Origin of the sequence: Demequina globuliformis (assembly GCF_000975155.1) — a bacterium.
In the GTDB taxonomy this organism is placed as follows: domain Bacteria; phylum Actinomycetota; class Actinomycetes; order Actinomycetales; family Demequinaceae; genus Demequina; species Demequina globuliformis.
Genome location: NZ_BBRG01000001.1, coordinates 98,743 through 118,692 on the forward strand (window position 1 = coordinate 98,743; position 19,950 = coordinate 118,692).

Below are 19,950 nucleotides of genomic sequence, written 5' to 3' on the forward strand. Positions count from 1 at the left end.
CTAGTCGTTCAATGCCCCCACCGCTTCCGCGAAGGCGTCTCCTCGGTCCGCGTAACTACGGAACTGATCAAAGGACGCGCAGGCCGGTGACAACAGCACGGTGTCCCCGGGCCTGGCGGCCGCTCGGGCCGCTTGCACAGCCCTGACCATCACAGTCTCCCCCGGCTCGATGCGAGTCACGGGGATATCCGGCGCGTGTCCCGCCAGCGCGCTAGCCAGTGGCTCGGGATCCTCGCCAATGAGCACGACCGCACGGACGCGGCCCCTCACCTGGGCAACGAGGTCGTCGAACTCCTGACCCTTCGCCTGCCCGCCGGCGATCCACACCACCGACTGGGGGCCTTGACTACCAAACGCCGCAATCGCTGCGTGGGCGTTCGTCGCCTTAGAGTCATCCACCCACGTGACGCCGTCGAGTGTGCCGACCAGCGCCGTGCGGTGCGCATCGAGCGCGAAGCCGCGCAAGCCGTCGCGCACCGCCTCGGGACGCACGCCGAGGGCACGCGCGAGTGCCGCGGCACACAGTGCATTGAAGACGAGGTACGGCGGCACTGCCCCACCCACCAGGTGGCGCAGGTCGTCGACCTCGCCCAATTCGATCGCGCTGCTACGCCGGTCGTCGTGAAACGCGCGGTCAGCGAGGACACCCTCAACAACGCCCAGTTCCGACCGACCTGGGGCACCCAGAGTGACTCCGACCGCTCGGCACCCGTCCACGACATCGGCCCCTTCGACCATAGCCTCCGTGACCGGATCCTGAGCGCCGTAGACGCACGCCACCTGCACGCGCTCGTACACGCGCGCTTTGTCCGCGCGGTACGCCTCCACGGACCCGTGCCAATCAAGGTGGTCCTCGTCGACATTCAGGCACACGGCCGCGTGCGGAGACAGTGTCGTCGTGAAGTGAAGTTGCAAGCTCGCGATCTCCACCGCCACGGCGTCGCGCTGCTCACGTGCTGCCGCGATGACGGGCACGCCCATGTTCCCGCAGACCGCCACGTCGACGCCGCCGGCCGCAAGGATGGCGCCCGTCATCTGCGTGGCCGTGGTCTTGCCGTTGGTGCCGGTGATCAATACCCACGGAATCCCTGGCACGCGCACGCGCCACGCGAACTCCATCTCCGAGACGACCTCGACGCCCGCATCTTGGGCGGCACGTACCCAGGGATGGTGCGGAGCGAAACCGGGTGAGGACATGCACAGGTCGAACGAAGCGACGTCGACCGACGCGAGATCGGCATAGTCGGCCTGTGCGGCGTGCGGGTCGACACTCACGGCGTGGGCCCCGAGTTCTTGACACGCCTCGAGCGCCGAGCGCCCAGCGACGCCAAGGCCAAGGATCAGGACCCGCTTGCCCGCGATGTCCGTCAACGGCTGACCTGTCATTGACCCGCGGGTAGCGTCGCTACCCATTCCGCATAGAAGAGTGCGCCACCCACCGCTGCACAGAGCGCAGCGATGATCCAGAATCTGATGACAATCGTCACCTCTCCCCAACCCATGAGCTCAAAGTGATGATGCAGGGGTGCCATCTTGAAGACGCGTTTACCGCCCGAGATCTTGAACCAGCCAATCTGGATCACCGAGGAGGCCACGATGATCACGAAGAGGCCGCCGATGATCACACCGAGCAGCTCAGTGCGCGACATGATCGTGATGCCGGCAATCGCACCACCCAGCGCGAGCGAGCCCGTGTCTCCCATGAAGATCTTCGCGGGGCTGGCGTTCCACCACAGGAACCCAAAGCACGCGCCCGCGATGGCCGCTCCCAGGATCGCGAGGTCACGCGGATCTCGCACTTCGTAACACTGGGACGACGCTGACGTAAAGCCACACCATTGGTTGTACTGCCAGATCGTGATGAGCGTGTAGGCGCCAAAGAAGATGAGGGCGGCTCCGGTGGCGAGGCCATCGAGGCCGTCCGTGAGGTTAACCGCGTTTGACCAGGCCGTAATCAGAAAGTTCGACCAGATGATGAACAGGATCAGGCCAACGGCGGGCCCCCAATACGCAAGGTCGATGACCGTGTCGCGCAGGAACGAGATCGCCGTTGAGGCGGGAGCGTCGCCGTGCTCGTTGGGGAACTGAAGCGCCAGCACACCGAAGGAGATACCCACGACCGCCTGACCCAGAATCTTCCACCGGGCACGCAAACCGAGCGACCGTTCCTGACGGATCTTGATGTAGTCGTCGAGGAAGCCGACGAACCCCAGGCCAACGATCAGGAACACGACGAGCATCGACGACGCGTACGGCGTGCGCCCCGTGAGGAAGTTGCCTCCCAGCCAGCCCGCAAGCAAGGCCAAGATGATGACGACGCCACCCATCGTCGGCGTTCCGCGCTTCACAAGGTGCGAGGCGGGGCCGTCATGACGAATGAACTGCCCGTACTGATGCCGGGTCAGGTAGCGGATGAACAGAGGTGTTCCCAGCAAGGCGATCACCAAAGAGATGCCGCCCGAGAAAATCACCGCTCTCATGCAGTTGCTCCCACCAAGTCGTCAGCCAAGCGCCACAGCCCGGTGCCGTGGGAGCCCTTGATCAAGACGGTGTCGCCGCCGATCACGCGCTCCTCGAGGAACTCGCGGGCCTCGTCAATGGTAGCGACGAACGCGGCCTCGTCTCCCCACGACCCCTCTCTGACGGCGGAGACGTACGCGGCACGCGCACCCGCGCCCACCACGAGGAGGTGATCGATGCGCAGGCGCACCGCGTCGAGCCCCACTTCCTCATGGGCGGCGAGCGAGGCCTCCCCCATCTCCAACATCTCGCCCACGACGGCGAATGACCGACCCGCATCTGCGACGTCTTTGAGGGCACGCAGCGCGGCCCGCATCGACTCGGGGGATGCGTTGTAACTGTCGTCAAGGATCCGTACGCCGTCTGGCCGGATGGTCAGCGCCATACGGTGTGGGCTCAGCGGTCGCGCGTGGCCGACCAACTCTGCCGCGTCCACGAGCGTGCGCCCGGCTTCAAGCGCGACGCAGATCGCAGCCAGCGCGTTGGTGACGTGGTGTTCGCCCACGAGCGACATCGACACGGGCGCCACCGCTCCGCCTGCGACGGCCGCGTCGAACGTGGGCCGTCCGGCCTGGGCCGCCACTCGGGAAGCGGTGACGGTACGACCGGTGCCGCCGACGCCGAAGGTCACCAAGCGTCGGTCATCTGCGGCGAGGACGGGCCTGGTCGCCATCGCGGACACGCGTGGGTCGTCGTCGTTCAGGATCGCGACGCCGCCAGGCACCAACCCGTCGAGCAGACTTGCCTTTTCCTCGGCCAACGCCTCGGGTGATCCGTAGCCCCCCAAATGAGCCGTGCCGACAGTCAGCACCACCGCGACGTCTAGGGGCGCAATCGTGGTCAGGTATGCCAGGTCTCCCGGAGCGGACGCACCCATCTCCAGTACCAGGAACTCGGTCTGGGGCTCCGCACGCAAGACCGTCAGCGGTAGCCCAATCTCATTGTTGAAGCTGCCCTGCGGGGCAATCGCCTCTGGCAACACCTGCGCGAGCAGGTCCTTGGTGGTGGTCTTGCCGTTGGAACCCGTGATACCAATCACGCGGATGTCACCCTCAGTGCGCAGCAACGCGAGGTACGCCCGCGCCAGCGCGCCGAGCGCGGCCACTACGTCATCGACCAGCACGTGCGGACCCGCAACCGGCTGGGACACCAAAGCAAGGGTCGCACCCAACTCGAATGCGCGCGGCGCATACTCGTGCCCGTCCACGCGCTCCCCCACGAACGCCACGTACAGCGCCCCAGGGGTCACGAGGCGTGAGTCCTTCTCGACACTCGTCACGGTCGTGTCAACGTCGGCAATGAGCTCTCCGCCAACAGCGTTGGCGATCCATTGCGCGGTCAGCGCCCTCATGCCTGGTCCTCTCGTTCGGCCACCATACGTGCGTGTGCCTGCAGGTACGCGTCGCGGTCGTTGTACCGGTGAAACACGCCGGCGATTTCTTGGGTGGGCTCGTGGCCCTTGCCCGTCACGATGACCGTGTCATCTGGCCGCGCCAGCCGCAAAGCCGTCTCCACCGCGAGCACGCGGGGCTCGACCTCGTGCACGTCGGCCAGTCCCGGCCGCTCCTTCTCGATCCCGGCGCGAATCGCGGCACGCACTGCGGCGGGATCTTCCGAACGGGGGTTCTCGTCTGTCAGCACAATGACGTCAGCCAGTCGCGCCGCGATCTCGCCCATCACCGGCCGCTTGCCTTGGTCGCGGTCGCCATCCGAGCCGAAGATCAGGATGAGGCGGCCAGGCGTGATGGGCCGCACGCCTTCGAGCGCAAGCGTGAGCGCATCAGGAGTGTGCGCGTAGTCAACGATCGCGAGGGGGTCCACGTCGGAACGCTCGATGACGCGCTCCATGCGACCGGGGACGCCGTGGGCGGTCGCCACGCCTTCGATCGCCTCGACGATGGGCACGCCCGCGGCCACGGCCGCGGCGATGGCTACCATCGAGTTTGAGACGTTCACGAGGCCAGGAAGTGGCGAGAATGCCTGATGTTCGGAGCCTTCCGGATCGGTGAACACAAAACGCGAACCGACGCCATCGAGCCCGATGTCTGCCTGCACTACCGTCCAGTCCGCTGGATGTGGATCATCAACGTGGGTCGACACGGTCTGCGCTGGGATCTCGACGCGCGCCGCCAATGTGCGACCCCATTCGTCGTCAACATTGATGATGCCTATGTGTGCGCGCCCCGGAGCGAACAGTTTCGCCTTCGCGTCGAGGTAGTTCTCCATGGTGCCGTGGAAGTCGAGGTGGTCCCACTGCAAGTTCGTGAAGACAGCGACGGCAAACTCGACGCCCGCGATGCGCTCGAGCGTGGCGGCGTGTGAACTGACCTCGGTGACCGCAGCGGTGACGCCGTCCTCACGCATGCGTGCCAGCAGCCCGTGCAGGACTGGAGACTCGACCGTGGTGCGCGGCGACTCCATGGCCTCGTCGCCAATGCGCAGCTCGACAGTGCCCATGATTCCCGTGTGCTCATGCACGCGCGCCAGCGCGTTCTCGATGAGGTAACTCGTGGTGGTTTTGCCGTTGGTGCCCGTCACCCCGACAAAGGTCAGGTCGCGACTGGGGTCCCCGTAGATCTGTGCAGCCGCCTCGCCCATGGCTGCACGAGCATCGGCCACCACCAGCACGGGTCCTTCGACGCCGGCGTCGCGCAACAGCGCCTCGCCCTCCGCGTCCGTGAGGAAGGCCGATGCGCCGCTTGCGGCGGCATCGGCCCCAAAGCGCGCGCCGTGAACCGTGAACCCAGGAAAGGCGCCAAACAGGTCGCCCGGTCGCACGTCGCGCGAGTCAACGCTCGCGCCCGTCAACACAACGTCATCGCTTCCGGCGGGCGCGTGCGCCCCGCAACGTTCAGCAACCGCGGCGAGCGTGGTGGGCACCGCACGCGCAGGTCGCAGCACCATGTCTGCCACTGTCACTCCCAGGTGGTCGGGTACATCTCCTCGGCAGGTCCGGACGGGGGAACCCGCAAGGACTGCAAGGCAAAGGTTGCCACGTCGGAGAACACGGGTGCGGCTACCTCGCCGCCCCAGATCGAACTTGCGGGGTCAAACACGATGACCGACACCACAATCTCGGGGTCGTCAGCCGGAGCCACGCCCACGAACGACGCCACGGTTGAATCGAGCTTGCCCGACGGCCCAACGGCCTCCGCGGTGCCAGTCTTGCCGGCGACGCGGTACCCGTCGATCTTGGCCAGGCTTCCCGTTCCGGATTCGGTCACATCTTCAAGCATCAACATGACCTGCGCCGCCGTCTCCTCCGAGACCACACGCTCGGGCTCGACCGTCTCGGCCTCGGTGAAGACCCCATCCTGGTCAGTGAAACCCTTGACGAGCGACGGCTGCACGCGCACGCCTCCGTTGGCCAGAGTCTGGTACACCTGCGACGTTTGCAAGGCCGTGACGGCGACGCCCTGGCCGTACAGAACGGCGTACTCGGTGCGGCCGTCCCAGTCTTCCCAATCGCGCAAGATGCCAGGTGACTCGGTGGGCATGCCCACACCAGTACGCGTGCCAAAGCCGAACTTCTCGAGGTACTCGTAGCGCTGCGCCTCCGACAGTTGCTCGCCAATCTGCACCGTCCCCGTGTTGGAGGACGACACCATGATCCCCGAGGTCGTGAGCTTTTGGGTCTCGTGCTCGTGCGAATCCTTGAAGGTCTGTCCGTTCTCGGTGGTGTACTCGTAGGGAACGGAGAATCGGCTCGTGGGCGTCACGAGGCCTTCCTCAAGCGCAGCTGCCACCGTGATGGCCTTGCCGGTCGAGCCTGGCTCAAACACATCCTCAACGGAAGCCGCTCCGCGATCGGAGGCGTCGGAGGCACCAGGGTCGTTGGGGTCCACGGTCTTTGAATCCGCGAGTGCGAGGAACTCGCCGGTCTTCACAGTCTGGACGGTCACGATGCCCTGGCGGCCGCCCGTGGTCGCGAGCGCCTCGGCAAGGCGCTCCTGCGCGTAGTACTGGATGTCGCGGTCGATCGTCAGCACCACGTCCTGGCCCGGTGTAGCCGGGTCCTCATCGAGCACTCCCGTCGGGATGACGGTGCCTTGCCCGCCACGCTCATAGGTCAGCGAGCCGGGCTGGCCGAGCAAGACGGATTCGTAGGACTTCTCGACGCCCGCCAGGCCCCAGTTCACCCCGACTGCGTCTTCCTTGCCGCCCACGAAGCCCACGATGTTGCCCGCGACGTTGCCGTTGGGGTACTCGCGCTCCGACACCGGCTCGTAGTCGATGCCCGTAATGCGCTCTTCGCTGATGAGGTCCCACGTTTCCGGGGTGACGTACTTCGCGATGTACTGGAAAGTCTTGTCACCCACCAAGTCCGCGGCGAGTTCCGACTCGCTCACGTCGAGAATGGGTGCGAGGATTCGCGCGGCGTCGAGTGCGCCCTGCGCCACGACCTGACCGTTTTCCGTCCGCTTCCACTCGTCAGCGAGCTTCTGCTGGTTCACAAACACGTGATAGCGCTGCGCTGAGGTCGCCAAGACAGTGCCGTTGCGATCCACGATGTCAGCGCGCTGCGTCTCGATGGTGGTGGTCGCTAGCCGGTTCTGCAGCGCCTTAGCCGACAAGTCCTCGGCATTGACCACCTGGACCATGACCAGCCGCACCGCGAACACGGCGAGCACGATGAACACCACGAACAACACCGCGCGCTGGCGGTTGACGGGGTTGCCTATTCGCATGGCGGGGGCCGACGCCCTCGCCTGCTGTGGACGTCGTCCCTGAGGGCTGCGTACTCGAGCCGACTCCTGCGCGGCGGGACGACGGCGCTGGCTTGGGCGCGGCCCCGAGGCGCGCGGCGGCTGACGGTCCGTCATCAGTCGCCCTGGTGCAGGACGGTGGAGTCCTCAATTGAGATGAAGCCACTGGCCGACGCAGGCACCATTCCGAGCTCCTCTGCCGCAGATGCAAGGTAGTTGGGCGCGGAGAACGACTCCAGCTCGCTCACGAGCGCCGCCTGTTGCTGATGAAGCGAAGCAATCTCGATCTTAAGGTCGCGTCGCTCAAATGCGCCTTGAGTCATCTGCGTGTTGATCAACAGCACGGAGGCCAACGCTGCCAGCACGATCGCCACGCAAGCGATGGCTAACGGGGCAAGCGACCGCGCCTGCTCAGGCGCGGCGACGGCATGCAGGTGACGACGGGGTGCTGGCGCGCTTGAGGCACCACGGCTACGCGAAGGCTGACTCGCACTGACAGGGCGGGACTGTCGAAGGGGTGCGGCGCTCATGATGACCTCCTGTGGCGCGTGGTGGGAGTGGGACGGGTGCGTTCAACCGCTCGCAGGCGGACGGGCTTGGAGCGGGGATTCGCGTCTGCCTCGTCTTGCGAGGCCTTTTCGGCGCCTCGCGTCAGCAGGCGCAGGTAGGGCTGGTCCTCGTCGGGCACGATCGGCAGGCCCGGCGGCGCGGAGGACGTCGCCCCTTCCGCGAAGACGCCCTTGACGATCCGGTCCTCAAGCGAGTGGTAGGACATGACCACCACCCGCCCGCCGGTGTTGACCGCCTCGACGGCCGCGGGGATGGCGCGTTCGAGGATCTCGAGTTCGCGGTTGACCGCGATGCGAAGTGCCTGGAAAGTGCGCTTGGCGGGGTTGCCGCCTTTGTCTCGCGTCGCGGCGGGGATGCACGCACGCACAATGTCGACAAGTTCCGCACTGCGCTCGATCGGGGCCGTGCTGCGACGCGCCACGATGGTCTCCGCGATGCGCCCGGCGAACCGTTCCTCGCCGTAGACGCGCAAGATGCGCGCGAGCTCCTTCTGGTCGGCCTCGCGCAGCAAGTCCGCGGCAGTCACGGTGTCCTCGGAGTTCATCCGCATGTCCAGTGGCGCGTCCTGCGCATAGGAGAAGCCGCGCTCGGCCTCGTCGATCTGCAGCGAGCTCACGCCCAGGTCTAGCAACACAGCGTCGGCATGTGAGACGCCAGCGGCCGCGACAGCCCCGGCCATGTCGTCATACTCGGCGTGGTGAGCGATGAATCGATCCCCAAAGTGTGCGAGCCGCTCGGACGCCAGCGCGATCGCCTGCGGATCGCGGTCGATGCCCACCACGCGGGCGTGGGGGCACTGCGTCAGGATCGCCTCAGTGTGGCCGCCCATTCCTAGCGTCCCGTCGATGACGACTGAGCCCGGGTGCTGAGCGGCAGGTGCGAGGAGGTCAACGCAGCGCTGCAGCATCACCGGCTGGTGTCGAGAAGCCGCGTCCGACATGATCCCTCCTTCCTGTCGCTGCTGACCGTGTCTCCCGGTCTCCCTCCGGCTCTCTGGCGGGGGGAAGTCCGCCAGAGCCGCGCGGGAGGAGGCCGCGGGACACGGGTCACTTACATGGCGTCGAACACCTCGGCCGCAGTAGCGGCGTACTCGTCCTCGCCTCGTTCGAGGTAGTCCTCCCAGGCCTGGGCATCCCACACCTCAACGCGGGAACCCATGCCCACCACGGCGACGTCCCGGTCCAGGCCGGCGTACTTGCGTAGAGCAGAGCTCAGCAAGATGCGCCCCTGCTTGTCGGGGATGTCATCCGAGGCGTGACCCAGGAAGTTACGCAGATAGTCCCGAGCGCTCTTGTTCTCCAGCGGCGCGCGTCGCAGGCGGTCGTGAACGACTGCGAACTCGTCGAGGGGAAACAAAAAAACGCACCGGTCCAGCCCGCGCGTGGCGACCAGACCCGACGCCAACCGCCCGCGGAACTTCGCGGGCAGGATCAGTCGGCCCTTGTCATCGAGGCGAGGCGTGAACGTGCCGAGGAAGACCCCAGTGGGGCCCAGACCGTGCGCCAGTGCATCTGACACGCGATCACCTCCTCAGCGCCACGACTCGCCCGATGCCCCCACTTTACTCCACTTCTCCCCACTTTGGGCGAGAAATCACGCGAATCTCAGCAATTCGAGCTCGAAAGTGCAGGTAGACCTCCAGATAGCGCGGTGGGGGGATTTCTCAGCCAGGGGGCACTTCATCGCGCGGCACCCTGTTGCCACGCCCGGAAGTCCCCTAGGCTCGACGAGTACGACGCAAAGGAGCCCTCCATGACCGTGACCCCACCCACCGCGGCCGAACTCGAGCAGGTGCAGCGCTTCACCAGCGCCATCGAAGAGTCGATGAGCGCAGTGGTCGCGGGGCAAGGGGACGCCATCAGGGCGATCATCACGACGGTGCTGGCCCGCGGGCACCTCCTCATGGAGGACGTCCCCGGGGTGGGCAAGACGACGCTGGCGCGAGCGTTCGCCGCGAGCATCGACGCCTCAGTGGGGCGCATCCAATTCACCCCTGACCTACTCCCCGCAGACGTCACCGGGGTCAGCATCTACCGCTCCGACGAGCACGCTTTCGAATTCCGTCCTGGACCCGTCTTCGCGCATGTGGTCATCGCGGACGAGATCAATCGCGCTTCGCCCAAGACTCAGTCCGCGCTCTTGGAGTCCATGCAAGAACGCGCCGTGACTGTCGACGGCACCACGCGCGCGCTGCCTAACCCCTTCACCGTGGTGGCGACTCAGAACCCCATTGAAATGGAAGGCACCTACCCCTTGCCTGAGGCTCAGCGCGATCGCTTCATGGCTCAGATCTCTGTGGGGTACCCCAGCCGCGAGGCGGAGATGGACATGCTGATGGGGCGCGACGGCGGGGTCGACCCGCTTGCGGCGATTGTGCCGGTGGCACACACGCAGGATGTCACCCTGGCCATCGGCACAGCCAACAAGGTCCACGCCTCGCCTGCCGCCAAGCAATACATCCTGGACCTGGTGGGCGCGACCCGTGAGCATGCGGCCCTGCGCCTGGGGGCGTCGCCGCGCGCTTCCCTCCAGCTGTTGGCGGCCTCCCGCGCCACGGCCGCCCTCCACGGCCGCGGCCACATCATCCCCGAGGACGTGCAAGAACGTGCAGTGGCCGTCCTCTCCCACCGGCTCCTGCCCTCCCACGAGGCCCGAGTCGCGGGGCTGTCCACCCGGGACATCGTCGAGGAGATCGTGCGCGCGACCCGCGTCCCAGGGACCCCCCGCATGAACACCCGCGAAGCCGTCGCCGCCCGCCCGTGACATGACCTCCGCGCAACCTGCTCGCCAACGCCGCCTCACTCCCACCCGGCGCGGCACCGGCGTCGCCATCGCAGCTGCCACCATGCTCATTCTCGGCATTGGCTTCGGCTCTGCCGCACTGACGTACCTAGCCGTTGCCACGACCGCTGCGGTGCTCGTCGCATGGGTCTGGGTCGCCGTGATCGGGATCAGCCTGCCGAGCCGGCTCGCACGTGTGTCGCGGGCCATCGGTCCGCAGCACGCCATGGTGAACGTCCCCGCGTTCGTGACAACATCCATGACCGCGACACGCTGGAACGCCACATCGCACATGCTCATCCGCGGCCTCGGGGTCAGTGAACAAGCTGCTGCGGAGATCACCGGCACTGCGCATCAACGCGCCGCCGTCACGCGTGGCGAACGCGCGCTGACACTGACCTACCCGATTCGCCCCACCCAGCGCGGCTGGTGGACGCTGGGCCCGTGCATGGTGGCGACGACGGACCCCTGGGGACTCGTCAACGCAGAATGCTCGGTCGGAGCCACCGACACCGTGGCAGTCTGGCCAGCGGTGGTGGACCTCGTCGACGTCGCCCGCGCCGTGATGGGAGTCTCGGAGCACCGCTCTACGGGGGTCGTATCAGCTCAGGCGGACGATTCCTCGCTACGCGAGTATCGACAGGGCGACGACTTGCGGCGGGTCCACTGGGCATCGTCCGCGCGGCGTCAGACCATGCTCGTGCGCCACGATGAGCACGAAGGCAAACGGCCTGCCACAGTCATCCTCGACTTGCCGGGCTCTGCCGCCGCAGCGGAATGGGCGATCTCCGCCGCCGCATCCATCGCCTCTGCCGTCCTGGAAACCGGACATGAGGCGGTGACCGTCGGCGCCGGGCTCAGCCACGACCCCAGCATTGCGGCAACCGGTAACGCTGAACGCGAGCGCCTCCTGGACTCCTTGGCCGCCTTAGAGGCGCGTCCGATTGACCGCGTCGGCGATCCGACGGGGAACGTGGGGGACGCCGCGGCGATCGCCGCCGACCGTGAACGGTATGGAGCGGTGACGTTCGCCATCATGGGAGCGCCCCCAGAGGCGGCGCTCGCCGACTTGGCGCGTCTGGGCCACTCCGGATCCGCGTGGGCCGTGATCGTGGACACCGCCGCGCGCGGGACACAAAGCGCCACTGACGCACTGCGGGCGGCCGGTTGGCGTGTCGTGGTGGCGAACCCGCACGAGCCCGTCGGGCGCGCGTGGCAGCTTCTTGCTGGCGAGGCGGCACACGCATGAACGCGCCGCGAGACGGGTGGATGAGCGCCGCCGCGACCCTCTCCATCGCGGCCGCCGTCTACCTGAGCCTTGGTGCACTCTCCGGCTGGATCAACGTCGATGACCTGCGCGGCGTGGCCGCTGCTGTGCTCGCGATGACCGCCGGCGTCGTCGTGGCGGTGCGTGCGGTGACACGGTCTCTGTGGTGGCCAACGGCCGCCGGCCTCATTGCCGCGACCGTGATCTGCGTACCTGTGTTCACGATGCACGATGACGGGGGCCGCCAGTGGCTTCCTACTCCCGGCGCCCTCGCTGACCTCGGGCGCGTGTTCGCCGAGGGGCTGACGTATGCGGGAGCCACGGTGGCGCCCGCCCCCGTGGTGCCACCGCTCGCACTCGTGATCCTGGCCGGGCTGATTCCGCTGTTCCTTGTGGCGGATGCCCTCGCGGTAGGTGCGCGGTGGGTGGCAACGTCAGGCGTGGTCCTGCTCGCGCCGTGGCTACCGGCGATTGTCATGGAGCACGTGGTCCATATCCCATCGATGCTGGCGGCGTTCGGAGTGTGGCTCATCGCGCTCGGACTCTTGCGCCGGCCGAGCGCGATCCGCTCCCGGGCACCGGTGGCCGCTCCCCTGGTGACTGCCACGGCCGTGATCGCCGCCGCGCTCGTCGTGACACCGCTGCTTGTCAGCGGTCCCGGGTGGGACCGCCTGCCCCGGATCTCCAGCGCCGGCGGCGCGAGCACCACCACCCGCCTGAGCGTGGAACTCGACTTGCGCGAGTCACTGGGGGCGCGCTCCACGTCGCCCGTGCTGCAGTACACGAGCGACGGCGGCCAGCCGGACGCATTCAAGCTGCGCACGCTCACCGACTTTGACGGCACGTCATGGGAGCCCGCGGCGAGTTCGCGGTCGGAGCGACCCCGCGAGGGTGACGTCGTGTGGACCGTGCCAGTCGACAACCCTGCGGACTATGAGGCGACGACCGTCACTGTCGAACCCGTGGGCGCCGCAGAGGAGAACATCCCCTTGCCGAACGCGCCCCGATCGATCGCGATCGATCGCGCGTGGGATTACGACGCGGCGCTCGACGAGGCCACGCTGGCACGAGGCCGCATCACCGGCGCCACCTACTCAGTGTCGCTGCTGGACGACTTTGTGACGGGCGAGCGACTCCTGGCTGCGGAAGATGGGATCGGAACCGACAGTGACGATGTGGGCGAGCGCTACCTCGCCATTCCCGACGCGATGGATGCCGAGCGCGTGGCGACACTCGCGCAGGAGGTGACGGCGGAGGCCACCAGCCGCTACGGCACCGCGGTGGCTCTGCAGCAGTACCTGCGCAACCCGACGACGTTTACGTACGACACCTCGGTTGAGCCCAATACCGCGGATACGGTGAGTACGTTCCTCGATACGCGTACGGGCTACTGCATTCAGTTCGCCACCGCCATGACCATGATGGCCAGGACGTTGGACATTCCCGCGCGGATGGCGGTGGGGTACTTGCCGGGAAATCAGTTGGGGTCAGGCACGTACGTCGTGGACGGATCGCAGGCTCACGCGTGGCCCGAGCTTTGGTTTCCCGGCGCTGGGTGGATCCGCTTTGAGCCCACGCCCGCCGTCCAGACGGGCTTTGCGCCCACCTACGCTTCGAACTACGCCGTCGAAGCGGCCTCAGGCGTCGAAAGCGACGCCGCGGACCCCGTGGCACCGGCCGAACCCGAACGTCCCGAGGAGACTCAACAGCCGGAGCCGGAGCACACCGGCGCCGCGACGTCACCGAACGATTCCACCACTACCGCGGCCCCCTGGTGGCTCCTTGCCATCGGCGTGGTGTTGGTGGCGGGAGGTGCAGCGTGGGCCCTGGCACGGCGTTCAACGGCCGACGCCGCGCTCGACGACGCCGACGCGATATGGGCAGGCCTACGGCGCCGGCTGCCCGCCGCCGCCCGGTGGCCCGAGTCCATGAGCCCCGCGCAGGCCGTGCGCTTTTCGTGCGACGCGCTTGCGACGGAGGGGCTGCTGTTGCCGGCCAATGCCAGGGCGGCCTTTGAGACGCTCGCGCAGGACGTCATGACACACCGCTACGCCCCGGATCCGTCGACGGTGGCGCTGTCGCACATGCGGGCCTGCCGTGATCAGGTCCTGCACGGCGTCAAAGCGGCCGCTCGGACGTCTAGCGGCGCTCGCACCTAGCCCGCGCACCGCACGGGCGCCAACGCACAAAACCCCGGCCACCTGGGCCGGGGTCGTGCTACGAGGTCGCGGTGAGTGTCGCGGGCTTAGAACTCGCCGTTCTCACGCCTGCGGTCAAAGCGGTCCTCGAACCGCTGCATGAAGTCCTTGTTCTCCTTCGCGGGCTTGCCTTGCGGCGCAGGACGCGGCTTCGCGGCGTCGGATGCCTTCGGCTCTTCCTTCTTCCCGCCGGCCAGGAGCGTCCACAGTGCAACGCCCGCCATCAGCACAAAGCCCACGATGCCCAGGATCGGCATCTGGAAGGCCACTCCGGCCACGACGATACCGAGGCCGGCGATGACGCCGACGATGCCCAAAATCACCCGCGTGGGGGTGTGCGAGGAGCGGTTCATGGCACGGTGAAGCGTCGCGTCGCTACCGAGCTCCTGCTCGAGCTCGTCGAGTACGCGCTGCTCATACTCAGAAAGCGGCATGATGCCCTCCTCCAACACAGTCTGTGGCGTAGACCCTAGTCTAGTTCGCGTCGCCCTCGCACACTAGTCCTCCTGCCGAAAGGCCCCCGTGACTCCACGATCCAGTTCTGAACGCGTCGCCGACGGGGTTGCTCGCGGCGTCACCATCCCCACCGCGAGCGCAGAAGTTCGGCTCGAGGACGAGCCTGATGGGTCAACGACTGTATGGGTGGGTGGAGTTCCCAGTTCGTCCATGCGCCCTGAAAAGGATGTCCTTGACTTCGAGTACATGCGCCACGAGGCGGCGGTGGTCGACGCATGGGCGAGGCCTGAGCGGTTCCTCGCGCTGCACGTGGGCGCGGGCGTGTGCACCTTGCCTCGCTACCTCGCCTACCGCTACGACGACTCGCGTCACATCGCCGTGGATGTGGATGCCGACTTGCCGCTCCTGGCGCGCCAGTGGTGGGACCTCCCGCGCGCCCCGCGTCTGCGGATTCGCGAACAGGACGGGCTCGACGCCGTGGCGTCCAGGCATGACGCCAGCGTGGACCTGATTGTCCGCGACGCCTTCGCTGGCGACGAGACTCCACAGTCGCTGGCGGATGACGTGTGGTGGGCACACGCTCGTCGTGCATTGCGTCCGGGCGGTCTCGTGATCGCAAACATCGGCACGCGCCCTGGCGGGCAGGCACACCGCGCGGACGCGGCAGCAGCCGCAGCACACTTCACGGGCCTCGTCGCGATCGGTGAGCCTGCAGTGCTCAAGGGACGGCGCCGCGGCAATGTCATTCTCGCCGCCGCTCCCGCACTCAACGTTGATAGCCTCAGGCGCTACGCGGCATCGGCCCCCTTGCCGACCGGGGTCTCCACCCGCTGGCCGTCCTAGGCCCGAGCACGACGAAGGCCGCCACCGGAAATCCGGTGACGGCCTTCGAGAAAACTTAAGTCTGCCCCCGAGTCATGCTCGGCGACAGGGAACTCTCAAGTCCTTAGAGGGGGCGAACGTTCGCCGCCTGGGGGCCCTTGGGGCCATCGGTCACGTCGAACTCGACGCGCTGAGCCTCTTCAAGGCTCTTGTAACCGTCGGTCTCGATTGCCGAGTAGTGGACGAAGACGTCGTCGTTCGAGCCGTCCTGGGCGATGAAGCCATAGCCCTTTTCAGCGTTGAACCACTTCACAGATCCCTGTGCCATGCGTATTTCCTTTGTCTATCTTGCCCGCGGACGGGAGCACCGAACACTCTGCCCGGCGCTGTCGCCGCAATGTTCTTGTTCCGAGCCCAGACAGACCGGTTCTTGCACACTACGTTTTCTGCAACCAGGGCAAGTGTGTCACGTTTTACGCTCCAGGGGGAGTGTCTCCCCGCTGTTGTTGCAGGAATTTTTCAAATTCCGCCCCGAGTTCCTCCGCCGAAGGCAACGGCCCGTCGGCCTCGATGCCGTCCTCACGGCGCTCCATGAAGGCGTCGTACTGCTCTTCGAGGGCCTGGACGAGTGCCTGCACCTCATCTGATTCCGCGCTCTGACGTGCGATCTCCTCGCTCGCCACGAGCGCGTCGTCGGTGAGACCTTCCGCGTCCAACAAGAGTCCAGAGATGTCCTCGACAGCGGCGATGGCGCGGGCCGCCGCTTGCGGGTACGACGACTGCGCAAGATAGTGAGGCACGTGAACCGCCACGTTGACAGCCGACAGGCCCCACTGGCCAAACCGGTACTCCATCAGGTTCATGGCGCTCGCCGGTACCGCGGCCGTGCCGAAGAACGACGCCGCGTCCGGCAACAACTCCTGCGGAGTGCCGTGCACCGTCACACCCAGGGGGCGCGTATGCGGAGCCGCCATCGGGATGCCGTGCGTTCCAAGCGTGAGGCCTACGTGCATGCGCTTCACAATCTCGCGCACCTCAGCGATGTATGCCTCCCACCGGATGTCGGGCTCAAAACCGTGCAGCAACAAGAACGGCGTGTCCTCCAGGTCGCGGACGAGATCCACGTGGAGGTGAGGCTCGTCGTAGTCGGTGAACTCGTTCACGGAGAAGGTCATCTCTGGCCGGCGCGAGCGGTAGTCAAGCAGTTGGTCGATGTCGAAGCTCGCCACGCGCACCGGCTCACAGCCGTCGAGGATCTGCCGCGCCACGAGTGAGCCGGTGTTCCCTGCGTCGATAAAGCCTCGCAACGAGTGCATGAGGACGGCGGAGTCGGCGGGCGCAATGCGCTCCCACTCCTCGACGCCGTCCGGGTTCCAACTCACGAGTGCAGAATTCATAGTTCCTTCATTGTTTCACGCACCGGGCACGGTTTGGCCGATGCACGCTGAGCGCGAAACACCTGCGAGCACCGGCCCATTCCCCGAGTCAGGGGGTGGCGAGCACCCCGAGGTACGGGGATAATGGAGGACTGCCTTGACGCGAGCGGGTCAAGGATGAAGGGCGAAAGCATGCATGACGACAGCACCCGGACCGCCTACGGCCTGGATGCGGAACAGCGCGTAATTGACGGGCTGTACGGTCGCCTCGACGATCTCCGCGGTGAGACCGAACGGCGACTAGCCGAGGTCCGCAAGTCGGGACCGTCGGGATCCCCGCAAAACCGTTCCGAGCGCGATGCCTTCGCGACCCTGTACGAGGACCGCATCATGCAGCTCGACGCGGTGGAGGACCGGCTGTGCTTTGGTCGCCTCGACCTGGCCGACGGCGACCGGCTCTACGTAGGCCGTATCGGGCTGTCAGATGAGGCCCACGCTCCCCTGCTCACTGACTGGCGCGCTCCGGCAGCACGGGCCTTCTATTCAGCAACCGCCGCCAACCCGTCCGGCGTGGTCAACCGCCGTCACCTCACGACGCGCGGCCGCGTGGTCACGGCAGTGGAGGACGACGTCCTCGACGTCGCCGCGCTGCGAGAGGCCGGACTCGACGACACCCTCGCGGGAGAGGGCGCGCTGCTGGCGGCACTCGACGCGCGCCGCACGGGGCGCATGGGCGACATTGTCGCGACCATTCAGGCCGAGCAGGACGCGGTGATTCGCGCCGACCTCGACGGTGCGCTGGTGGTGCAAGGTGGGCCAGGGACCGGCAAGACGGCCGTGGCTCTTCACCGCGCCGCCTTCCTCCTGTACCACCACCGCGAGCAGCTTGAGCGCCGTGGTGTGCTGTTGATCGGTCCGTCGGCGCAGTTCCTGCGCTACATCGACCACGTGCTGCCGTCTCTGGGTGAGACGGGCGCGGTCTCGACCACCTTGGCCGGGTTGGTGCCCGGAGTGCGCATCGGCGCCGTGGAACGGGACGACGTCGCCTCCGTGAAGGGCCGCACCATCATGAGCCGCGTGATCAAGAACGCGGTGCGCGAACGCCAGCGCCTACCGCGCGAGGACCAAGAAGTCTCGATCGACGGACGCACGGTCGTGATTCGCCGCTCAGATATTCGCGAGGCCCAGTCGAAGGCACGCCGCGAGGGCAAGCCCCACAACGAAGCGCGCGCGTCCTTCGCCAAGGAGATGATTGGCCGGCTCACCGCCCAACTCGTCGAGCAACTGGACCACCACCTCGACAACGACGAGCGGTTCGAGCTCGAACGCGACGTACGCGATTCCAAGACAATCAGGATTGCGCTCAACCTGTGCTGGTTGCCCATCACGCCCGTGCAGTTCATTCGCGACCTCCTGTCCAAGCCCCACCTTCTTGACCACGCAGCGCGGAGCCTCAGCGCCCACGACCGCGCGCTCCTCATTCGCCCCTCCCACGCCCCCATGACAGAGGCCGACATTCCCCTCCTGGACGAGGCCGCGGACCTGTTGGGCGATATGCCGTCCAACGCCCCCCGCGCCGCCACGGGAGCCAGCGAGGAAGAGATCGAATACGCCCGCGAGGTGCTGTCGACTTTCGACACCGACGGCATGGTGAGCGCGGAGGACCTCGCCGAACGCATGCGCGGATCAACGTCGCGCATGACCCTCGCCGAACGCGCAGCGAGTGACCGCACCTGGACCTACGGTCACGTGGTGGTTGACGAGGCACAGGAGTTGTCGCCCATGGCATGGCGCATGCTGCTACGCCGCTGCCCCACGCGTTCCTTCACGATCGTGGGCGACGTGGCGCAGGTGACGAGCGCGGCGGGCACCCAATGGTGGCCCGAGACCATGGATCCCCTGTTTGGACCATCGTGGCACCTGCGAGAGTTGACGGTGTCGTATCGCATCCCGGCGCAGGTGGCGCAGGTAGCGCAGTCCTTCGCCAAGGCCGCGGCGCTGCCGGTGAGCGAGTTGAGTGCGGCGCGCGAGGTGGACGATGCGGTCGCCCTGACAACGGCCGATGCCCCAGTTGCGGCGCGAACCGCGGCTCGCCTTGCAGGCGAGCACGCGGCGCGCATGGCCGACAGCGAGGGAGGCTTGGTAGCGATCATTGCTCCGCAGGACAGTCTGGGAGCGGTCCGCGAGGGCCTCGCGCAGCACGCCGCCGCGGCTGACGTCACCGTGTGCACTCCGTTGGAGTCCAAGGGTCTTGAGTTCGACGTGGTGGTCGTGCTCGACCCGGCGGCAATTGCGGCCCGTCCAGGCGACCTCTACGTGGCGCTCACGCGCCCCACTCAGCGCCTGGAGATCGTTCACACCGGACGTTTGCCCGCTGGACTGTGAGGTGCGGGGCGCTGCGGCAAGGAGCGCTCGTGTGACGACGCATCGCCGCTGAGGCTCCAGGCGCTACTGGCAGGGACCCGCACCGGCGACCGCGAGCGCGTACCGGTCCCCCGGCCCCCAGGACGCCGCAGCCATGTTCTCCGTGTGCATCAGCTCAGTGGGATCGTCAACGTGACCCAAGCCCACGACGTGCGCCAACTCGTGACGGATGATTGACTCGGCACGCTCAAGCCCACCTGGCTCCTCCAGCAAGTCAGCCAAGTCTTCCCTGTCCAAGATGACGACTCCCGCGGCCAGGAAGCGTTGGTCGCCGTATGCGCCGGTGACCGATGACGACCCGCCGAGACCTGCAGTGGAACCCGCGAGGTCGGCGGTCTCTTGCTCGTCTGACCACCCGATCACGATCGGAGCAAACCGCTCGCCGTACCGGTCTTGAATCAGCGGCCGGTCGAACGATGCGAGTTCCGATGTCTCCCCTTCGAAATCGAACACCAGACCGGTGTAAACCTCGATGTCAGCGACTGCCCGTTCCACGAGACCCTGAGCGCCTGCAGGCATCCCCTCAGGATTGTGCACCCACGCCAACGCCACGCAAGGGTCGTAGCGCGTCGGCTCGCCGTCCTCTTCGAACAAGAACGCGTGATCTCCTGAGGTCGACGCCGCGACCGCTGGTGCCAGGCGCGCGCCGGACGACTGTGCCTGCGGGACGCGGATCTCCTGCCCCTCGATCTCCAGCACGTTGCGAGGTTGACCCAAATGAGAAATGTCTTCCCACGTGGCGCCCGTCGCCCACACCCCTGCCCCGGCCGCGGCAACGCCGAGTCCGGTGATGACGAGGAGCCTGCTAGCCAGATTCACAGGACATAGCC

17 protein-coding genes are annotated in these 19,950 nt (G+C 66.9%); 5 read left to right on the top strand and 12 right to left on the bottom strand.

All coding sequences use genetic code 11. From position 1 onward, the window contains the following. From murD to mraZ, 8 genes are all read right to left on the bottom strand, one after another. A complete protein-coding gene (murD, locus tag AOP75_RS00450) occupies nt 1-1,413 on the bottom strand; it encodes a UDP-N-acetylmuramoyl-L-alanine--D-glutamate ligase (RefSeq protein WP_062076431.1) in 1,413 nt (470 codons plus the stop codon). After that, entirely contained in the window at nt 1,383-2,480 is a 1,098-nt protein-coding gene (gene mraY / locus AOP75_RS00455; RefSeq protein WP_062076432.1) for a phospho-N-acetylmuramoyl-pentapeptide-transferase, read from the bottom strand. The genes murD and mraY overlap by 31 nt, the downstream gene beginning before the upstream one ends. After that, entirely contained in the window at nt 2,477-3,871 is a 1,395-nt protein-coding gene (locus AOP75_RS00460) for a UDP-N-acetylmuramoyl-tripeptide--D-alanyl-D-alanine ligase (RefSeq protein ID WP_062076433.1), read from the bottom strand. The genes mraY and AOP75_RS00460 overlap by 4 nt, the downstream gene beginning before the upstream one ends. Continuing rightward, the gene (locus tag AOP75_RS00465) at nt 3,868-5,424 is read right to left on the bottom strand and encodes a UDP-N-acetylmuramoyl-L-alanyl-D-glutamate--2,6-diaminopimelate ligase (protein ID WP_062078246.1); all 1,557 of its coding nucleotides are present in this window, start codon (nt 5,422-5,424) and stop codon (nt 3,868-3,870) included. Before AOP75_RS00465 ends, AOP75_RS00460 begins: the two co-directional genes overlap by 4 nt. An 11-nt stretch (nt 5,425-5,435) precedes the next feature. Then, nucleotides 5,436-7,208: a peptidoglycan D,D-transpeptidase FtsI family protein gene (locus tag AOP75_RS00470; RefSeq protein WP_062076434.1), complete on the bottom strand. Its 1,773-nt coding sequence runs from the start codon at nt 7,206-7,208 to the stop codon at nt 5,436-5,438. A gap of 134 nt (nt 7,209-7,342) precedes the next feature. Then, a complete protein-coding gene (ftsL, locus tag AOP75_RS12460; protein ID WP_152649891.1) occupies nt 7,343-7,756 on the bottom strand; it encodes a cell division protein FtsL in 414 nt (137 codons plus the stop codon). After that, complete coding sequence (rsmH, locus tag AOP75_RS00480; protein ID WP_062076436.1) at nt 7,753-8,736, bottom strand: 16S rRNA (cytosine(1402)-N(4))-methyltransferase RsmH; 984 nt, start codon at nt 8,734-8,736, stop codon at nt 7,753-7,755. Before rsmH ends, ftsL begins: the two co-directional genes overlap by 4 nt. A gap of 110 nt (nt 8,737-8,846) precedes the next feature. Continuing rightward, complete coding sequence (gene mraZ / locus AOP75_RS00485) at nt 8,847-9,314, bottom strand: division/cell wall cluster transcriptional repressor MraZ (protein WP_062076437.1); 468 nt, start codon at nt 9,312-9,314, stop codon at nt 8,847-8,849. 234 nt (nt 9,315-9,548) lie between these two features. Here mraZ and AOP75_RS00490 point away from each other — a divergent pair, with 234 nt between their 5' ends. From AOP75_RS00490 to AOP75_RS00500, 3 genes are read left to right on the top strand one after another with little or no spacing between them, the layout of a single operon-like run. Further along, nucleotides 9,549-10,559, top strand: coding sequence for an AAA family ATPase (locus AOP75_RS00490; protein WP_062076438.1), 1,011 nt, complete (start codon nt 9,549-9,551; stop codon nt 10,557-10,559). 1 nt (nt 10,560) lies between these two features. Continuing rightward, nucleotides 10,561-11,826: a DUF58 domain-containing protein gene (locus AOP75_RS00495; RefSeq protein WP_062076439.1), complete on the top strand. Its 1,266-nt coding sequence runs from the start codon at nt 10,561-10,563 to the stop codon at nt 11,824-11,826. Then, nucleotides 11,823-14,003 (top strand): transglutaminase TgpA family protein, encoded by a 2,181-nt coding sequence (locus AOP75_RS00500; RefSeq protein WP_062076440.1) that lies wholly within the window; start codon nt 11,823-11,825, stop codon nt 14,001-14,003. Before AOP75_RS00495 ends, AOP75_RS00500 begins: the two co-directional genes overlap by 4 nt. A gap of 86 nt (nt 14,004-14,089) precedes the next feature. Here the strand turns inward: AOP75_RS00500 and AOP75_RS00505 are convergent, their stop codons facing one another. Further along, on the bottom strand, nt 14,090-14,476 hold the full coding sequence (locus tag AOP75_RS00505; protein WP_062076441.1) for an SCO2097 family morphological protein: 387 nt from the start codon (nt 14,474-14,476) through the stop codon (nt 14,090-14,092). Nucleotides 14,477-14,564: 88 nt separating this feature from the next. On the opposite strand from AOP75_RS00505, the gene AOP75_RS00510 reads away from it, so the two are divergent. After that, the gene (locus AOP75_RS00510) at nt 14,565-15,341 is read left to right on the top strand and encodes a spermidine synthase (protein WP_152649892.1); all 777 of its coding nucleotides are present in this window, start codon (nt 14,565-14,567) and stop codon (nt 15,339-15,341) included. A gap of 103 nt (nt 15,342-15,444) precedes the next feature. Here AOP75_RS00510 and AOP75_RS00515 read toward each other — a convergent pair whose 3' ends face one another. Further along, the gene (locus AOP75_RS00515; protein WP_062076443.1) at nt 15,445-15,648 is read right to left on the bottom strand and encodes a cold-shock protein; all 204 of its coding nucleotides are present in this window, start codon (nt 15,646-15,648) and stop codon (nt 15,445-15,447) included. Between the two features lie 145 nt (nt 15,649-15,793). After that, the gene (locus AOP75_RS00520) at nt 15,794-16,717 is read right to left on the bottom strand and encodes a PAC2 family protein (protein ID WP_062076444.1); all 924 of its coding nucleotides are present in this window, start codon (nt 16,715-16,717) and stop codon (nt 15,794-15,796) included. Between the two features lie 171 nt (nt 16,718-16,888). Between AOP75_RS00520 and AOP75_RS00525 the strand changes: the two genes are divergently transcribed. Then, a complete protein-coding gene (locus tag AOP75_RS00525) occupies nt 16,889-19,081 on the top strand; it encodes a HelD family protein (protein WP_062078248.1) in 2,193 nt (730 codons plus the stop codon). 63 nt (nt 19,082-19,144) lie between these two features. Here the strand turns inward: AOP75_RS00525 and AOP75_RS00530 are convergent, their stop codons facing one another. Then, entirely contained in the window at nt 19,145-19,939 is a 795-nt protein-coding gene (locus AOP75_RS00530; protein ID WP_062076445.1) for a hypothetical protein, read from the bottom strand. Nucleotides 19,940-19,950 lie beyond the last annotated feature (11 nt).

Excerpts from the sequence above, each read along its gene's own strand:
- AOP75_RS00525 (WP_062078248.1), top strand. The coding sequence starts at position 16,889 with ATGCATGACGACAGCACCCGGACCGCCTACGGCCTGGATGCGGAACAG.
- rsmH (WP_062076436.1), bottom strand. The coding sequence starts at position 8,736 with ATGTCGGACGCGGCTTCTCGACACCAGCCGGTGATGCTGCAGCGCTGC.
- AOP75_RS00495 (WP_062076439.1), top strand. The coding sequence starts at position 10,561 with ATGACCTCCGCGCAACCTGCTCGCCAACGCCGCCTCACTCCCACCCGG.
- ftsL (WP_152649891.1), bottom strand. The coding sequence starts at position 7,756 with ATGAGCGCCGCACCCCTTCGACAGTCCCGCCCTGTCAGTGCGAGTCAG.
- AOP75_RS00460 (WP_062076433.1), bottom strand. The coding sequence starts at position 3,871 with ATGAGGGCGCTGACCGCGCAATGGATCGCCAACGCTGTTGGCGGAGAG.
- mraY (WP_062076432.1), bottom strand. The coding sequence starts at position 2,480 with ATGAGAGCGGTGATTTTCTCGGGCGGCATCTCTTTGGTGATCGCCTTG.
- AOP75_RS00470 (WP_062076434.1), bottom strand. The coding sequence starts at position 7,208 with ATGCGAATAGGCAACCCCGTCAACCGCCAGCGCGCGGTGTTGTTCGTG.
- AOP75_RS00505 (WP_062076441.1), bottom strand. The coding sequence starts at position 14,476 with ATGCCGCTTTCTGAGTATGAGCAGCGCGTACTCGACGAGCTCGAGCAG.
- AOP75_RS00500 (WP_062076440.1), top strand. The coding sequence starts at position 11,823 with ATGAACGCGCCGCGAGACGGGTGGATGAGCGCCGCCGCGACCCTCTCC.
- murD (WP_062076431.1), bottom strand. The coding sequence starts at position 1,413 with ATGGGTAGCGACGCTACCCGCGGGTCAATGACAGGTCAGCCGTTGACG.
- AOP75_RS00520 (WP_062076444.1), bottom strand. The coding sequence starts at position 16,717 with ATGAATTCTGCACTCGTGAGTTGGAACCCGGACGGCGTCGAGGAGTGG.
- AOP75_RS00490 (WP_062076438.1), top strand. The coding sequence starts at position 9,549 with ATGACCGTGACCCCACCCACCGCGGCCGAACTCGAGCAGGTGCAGCGC.
- AOP75_RS00515 (WP_062076443.1), bottom strand. The coding sequence starts at position 15,648 with ATGGCACAGGGATCTGTGAAGTGGTTCAACGCTGAAAAGGGCTATGGC.
- AOP75_RS00465 (WP_062078246.1), bottom strand. The coding sequence starts at position 5,424 with ATGGTGCTGCGACCTGCGCGTGCGGTGCCCACCACGCTCGCCGCGGTT.